This window comes from Methylobacterium sp. V23, assembly GCF_002917135.1.
Taxonomy (GTDB): Bacteria; Pseudomonadota; Alphaproteobacteria; order Rhizobiales; family Beijerinckiaceae; genus Methylobacterium.
This window is the reverse complement of record NZ_PDHT01000081.1, coordinates 1-5,347: the sequence shown is the minus strand read 5'-3', so window position 1 is coordinate 5,347 and position 5,347 is coordinate 1. Positions and strand designations below refer to the sequence as shown.

Below are 5,347 nucleotides of genomic sequence, written 5' to 3'. Positions count from 1 at the left end.
GGCCACCAACTACCTGGCTGCCGTCTGCATCGCTGCTACCGTCAGCTACTGGTTATGAGTCCCGAGCCTAGGGAGGAGTGCGGCCGGACGGGGTTGTACGTGTTTTGCCAGATCCCGATCACAGTCTGTGCCTCCCTGAGCGAACAGAAAATCTCCTGCTTCGGGCATTCGTCTTTGAGCTTTGCTCGGAGATCTCGGCGTCCTTGCAGGCCAGGGCCAAACTCTTGCCCTGGGCCGTCTGTACCTCAATCTGGCGCAGCTTCAGCACCACCTGCTCCGCACCCGTCTTCTGACCTCGCCGCATGTCCGACTCCTTCGGTCCTGGCTGATCCTCTCAATCAGCACGGTCGAACGCCGGCCGGTCAAATCAGGGCGGATGGTCACTTCGCAAAGGCGCAAAAGCCCCAGTGTTTAGTCCGGCACTAAACCTCAAGCGCACAGTGACTAATCCAAATTTCCTAATTTGTTATTAAAATCTCATGTTATTCAGATACGGGATGGAGATTGCTCACTAGCGCAATTAGCTCGAAATCTGGGAGAGTGCGATGCCTGCCAATTTTACTGTAAACTTGGACGATCTGTCCTTCATCCTCGCGCAAATCAAAATTGCTGAGAGGCATGCGGCGGGCGAAAGCTTACAGGATATAATTGGGGCCGATTACGCGATCTTACCGCACGGCTTGAGGGCCGTCGATGGAAGCGAGAACAACCTGCTTCCCGGTGGCAATGAATTTGGCGCTGCAGACAACCCGTTCCCCCGTCTGCTGCCGCCCGAGTACATTACCAACACAAATTCGGGGTCATTTAGTCCCGGCGGGCCCACCTCAATCACCAACAACAACTACCAAAACGCCGGCAGCGTTGTCGATTCGAATCCGCGCACGATCAGCAACTTGATCTCGGATCAGACGAACACAAATCCGGCCGCGGTCGCCGCCTGGCATGCAAACCCATTGTCCATCGCGGCCTATCAGGATGCGCATAATGGCGCCTCGCCGCCGGACGACTACATCCCAACCAACGAAGAACTTTCATTCATTCCCAACATCTCACCAGACATTGGCCTGTCGCCCGGCTTCAATGGTTGGATGACGTTCTTTGGTCAGTTCTTCGACCATGGCCTTGATCTCGTGACCAAGGGCGGCAACGGCACCGTCTACATTCCCTTAAAGGATGACGACCCGCTCATCGCTGGAAACGACCACATCCTGGGGAACGCCGACGACCTGCCACCCCAATTGCGCTTCATGGCACTCTCGCGGGCAACGCCTACGACCGACGCAGCAGGGCAACCTTCTGCCACAAACACAACGACGGGTTGGATCGATCAGAATCAGACCTATACGTCGCACGCCTCGCATCAAGCCTTTCTTCGCGAATATAAATTTGGTCTGGATGGCAAAGCGGTCGCAACGGGACACCTCTTGGACGGTAAAAATCCAGACGGCACCTCCAACCACGCGATCGCTAACTGGGCTGAAGTCAAGCAAAATGCCAAAACGTACCTCGGTATCACGCTAACTGACAAAGACGTACTGAATGTTCCTCTTCTCCTGACGGATCAATATGGCGAACTCAAACGCGGACCGAACGGTTTTGCGCAGATCGCCATCGACACGAATGGCGCCGCTAATCCAGGAGGTGAAACCTACGTCGAGGGTGTAGCCGGTGGCCTGCCGGTCCCTGCCAATGCCATTCTCACAGGTCACGCATTCCTTGACGATATTGCGGCGACCGCAGCCCCCGTGGGTCGGCTCCCTGACGGTCGGACAGGAGCGTTAACAGCGGACAGTGACAACACGGTTGGCGATCATCTTACCGGTGTAGCCCCCGGTGAATACGACAACGAGTTACTCGATGCTCATTTCATTACCGGCGACGGCCGCGGCAACGAGAACATTGGTTTGACGGCTGTCCATACGATTTTCCACTCCGAACACAATCGGATCGTCGAAGCCAACAAGGACACAATCATCGCGTCGGGGGATCTAGCGTTTATCAATGAATGGCTACTGACACCCATTGCACAGGCAGAGATTCCGACCACCGCCGCGGGGATCGATGCACTGAATTGGGATGGCGAGCGCCTATTCCAGTCCGCGAAGTTCGCGACAGAGATGGAGTACCAGCACCTTGTTTTCGAGGAGTTCGCACGCAAGGTTCAGCCTAACGTCGACCCCTTTGTCTTTACCAACAGCCCCGATCTCGATCCCTCGATCGTGGCCGAATTCGCACACGTTGTGTATCGGTTCGGTCATTCGATGCTGACCGAAACCGTGTCTCGCCTGGACAAGGACCTGAACGGTGACGATGTCGGCCTCATCGAGGCTTTCCTCAATCCGTTGGAGTTTAAGGCGAGCGGAGCCTCCGTCGAGGAGCAGACTGGGGCGATCATCCGCGGGATGACGCGGCAGCTCGGCAACGAGATCGACGAGTTCGTCACCGACGCACTCCGTAACAACCTGCTCGGACTACCTCTTGACCTCCCCGCGTTGAACATGGCGCGTGCGCGCGAGCAGGGTGTTCCGTCGTTCAACCATGCCCGTGAGCAGTTCTATGAGGCGACGAGCGATGTTGCACTCAAGCCTTATGTGAGTTGGTCCGACTTCACCGCAAACATCAAAAATCCGCTCTCGATCGTCAGCTTCATTGCCGCTTATGGCACCCATACCAGCGTCACGTCAGCGACGACGCTGGAGGCCAAGCGTGACGCCGCAACGCTGCTTGTTCTTGGCAACTTCGATCTTGATGGAAACGGCCAAATTGATGCAAGTGAAACGGCGCCTGACGACCGGCTGGATTTCCTGAACCACACGGGGACTTGGGCTTCAACAGAGACTGGGTTGAACGATGTCGACTTCTGGATCGGAGGCCTCGCTGAATCGAAGATGGAATTCGGAGGCATGTTGGGCACAACCTTCAACTTTGTCTTCGAAAACCAGCTGGAGAAGCTCCAAAATGGCGATCGTTTCTACTACCTGAGCCGCACTCAGGGCCTAAATCTGCTCAACGAGCTGGAGAAGAACACCTTCTCCGAGCTGGTGATGCGAAACTCTGACTTGGGTGATCTTCACGCGACCCATCTTGCAGGCAACCTGTTCGACACCGTTGATTATACCCTTGAACTTGATCCACTCGTTAAGCAGATCACCGGCCTCAATGCAGATCAAAGCTTTAACCCAATCGGCAGCGCGGATCCAAAGAACCCAGACCCCGTTCAGCAGGCGCAAGTCCCCAAAGTAGTTCGAGTCGCACCGGGTGCTGATGTCGACCACGACGGTCAGGCCGATGGTGGCGTCCTGAAGTTCACCGGTGGTGAGCACGTGGTGCTTGGCGGGACCGAGGGTAACGACAGGCTTGTCGGTGACCGAGGCATCGATACGCTCTGGGGCGACGGCGGTAACGACTACCTCAATGCACAGAGTGAGTCTGACCAGGTCTTCGGCGGGGACGGCGATGATATCATCGTCGATCCGTTTGGCGACGACTTCCTTCGCGGAGACGAAGGCAATGATGTTATCAGTGCCGGACCTGGTCTCGACATTCTGTTCGGCGGTGGCGGCAAGGATTTCATCACTGGCAGCACCGACACGAAGGAGGTCTTTGCGGGCCGGGGCGACGACTTCGTCCTCGGAGGCAGCGCCGCCGACAATCTCATGGGCAACGAGGGCGACGACTGGATAGAGGGTGGCGAAGGCTTCGATGGCCTCTCAGGAGAGAACTCGCAGCTCTTCTTCAACAGCACCATCATCGGCCACGACGTACTTAATGGCCAAGGGAATGACACCGACTACGACGGTGAGGCCGGCGATGACATCATGTTCGAGGGGCCTGGTATCCAGCGCAACAACGGCATGGACGGCTTCGATTGGGCCATTCACAAGGATGACAAAAACGCCGCGAACTCCGACCTTGGGATCACGCCGTTTGATACTCGCCCCGCTCTGATCCTTCGCGACCGCTTCGACTCGGTCGAAGGCTTGTCAGGGTGGAACAAGAACGACACCCTGACGGGCGCTTCCAAGCTGATACTGGGGGAGAACTTCGACAACAGGCTCACCCAGGCCGGGGTGGACCGGATCGACGGGCTGCGAACTCTCCTGAATGCGCCAGTAGGCGGGCCCGACGATGTCGTGTTCGATCCAGCTGATGCTGGTAATGAAATCCTGCTGGGAGGCGCTGGCAGCGATGTGATCCGAGGCAATCTCGGTGACGACGTAATCGACGGTGACGCTTGGCTCAATGTGCGGATCGCGGTGCATGAGAATAAGGATGGGACGGGTAACATCCTAAAATCTGTCAACAGTCTGAATGCCATCAAGGGGGAGTTGCTGTCCGGAACGATCAACCCGGGCCAACTCCAGATTGTGCGAGAGATCGTCACCACGGGCGTTGCCAACACGGATGTTGACACCGCGGTCTTCGGTGACTCGCTCTCCAATTATGACTTCAGCCGGAACGCTGATGGCAGCATCACCGTTGTGCATGCCATCGTCAGTGCTGGGCTTGCCTCGGACGGAACGGACCGCCTGCGAAATATTGAGCAGCTGAAATTCTTGGACGGGACGTTCGCGGTCAAAGACCTCTTGCCGGTCACGCCCGTCAACAACGCACCGGGTACGGCGACTGATAGCAATGCGGTGAACAATCAAGTGCCGGAGAACGCCGCCACCGGTACGCTGGTGGGGCTGACGGCGGTGGCCGTCGACCCGGACGGCGACAGCACGATCTACACCCTGTTCGACGATGCGGGTGGACGCTTTGCCATCGACCCCTTCACCGGTGTGGTCAGCGTGGCCAACGGGGCCTTGCTCAACTTTGAAACCGCCAACAGCCATGTCGTGACAGTGCGGGCCACCGATGCCGGTGGGCTGTTCTCAGATACTAACTTCACCATCGGGGTCACCGATGTGAACGAAGCACCGGCTGCGGCGACCGACAGCAACACGGTGGCGGCCAACCAGGTGGCGGAGAACGCCGCCACCGGTACGCTGGTGGGGCTGACGGCGGTGGCCACCGACCCAGAGGGCGGCAGCGTGACCTACACGCTGTTCAACGATGCCGGTGGACGCTTTGCCATCGATGCCGTCACCGGTGTGGTTAGCGTAGCCAACGGGGCCTTGCTCGACTTCGAGACCGCCACCAGCCATGTCGTGACGGTGCGGGCCAGCGATGCCGGCGGGCTGTTTTCAGATACTAACTTCACCATTGGGGTCACCGATGTGGTGGAAGCCCCCGCCACTACAAGCTTTGTCGGCACACCAAACGCTGATGTGTTCGCGGTCCCGAACGCCTCGAACTGGACGATGGATGGTCTGGCGGGCAACGACACCCTCACAGGCGGAGG

At 57.8% G+C, this 5,347-nt stretch carries 1 protein-coding gene and 1 pseudogene; one reads left to right on the top strand and one right to left on the bottom strand.

What is annotated here, in order from left to right; all coding sequences use genetic code 11:
* Positions 1-178: 178 nt before the first annotated feature.
* Positions 179-304: pseudogene (locus CRT23_RS27085) on the bottom strand (IS3 family transposase); the annotation flags it as partial.
* Between the two features lie 241 nt (positions 305-545).
* Here CRT23_RS27085 and CRT23_RS27070 point away from each other — a divergent pair.
* Positions 546-5,347 (top strand): peroxidase family protein (locus tag CRT23_RS27070; RefSeq protein ID WP_146056552.1); only part of this gene is annotated, 4,802 nt, incomplete at its 3' end.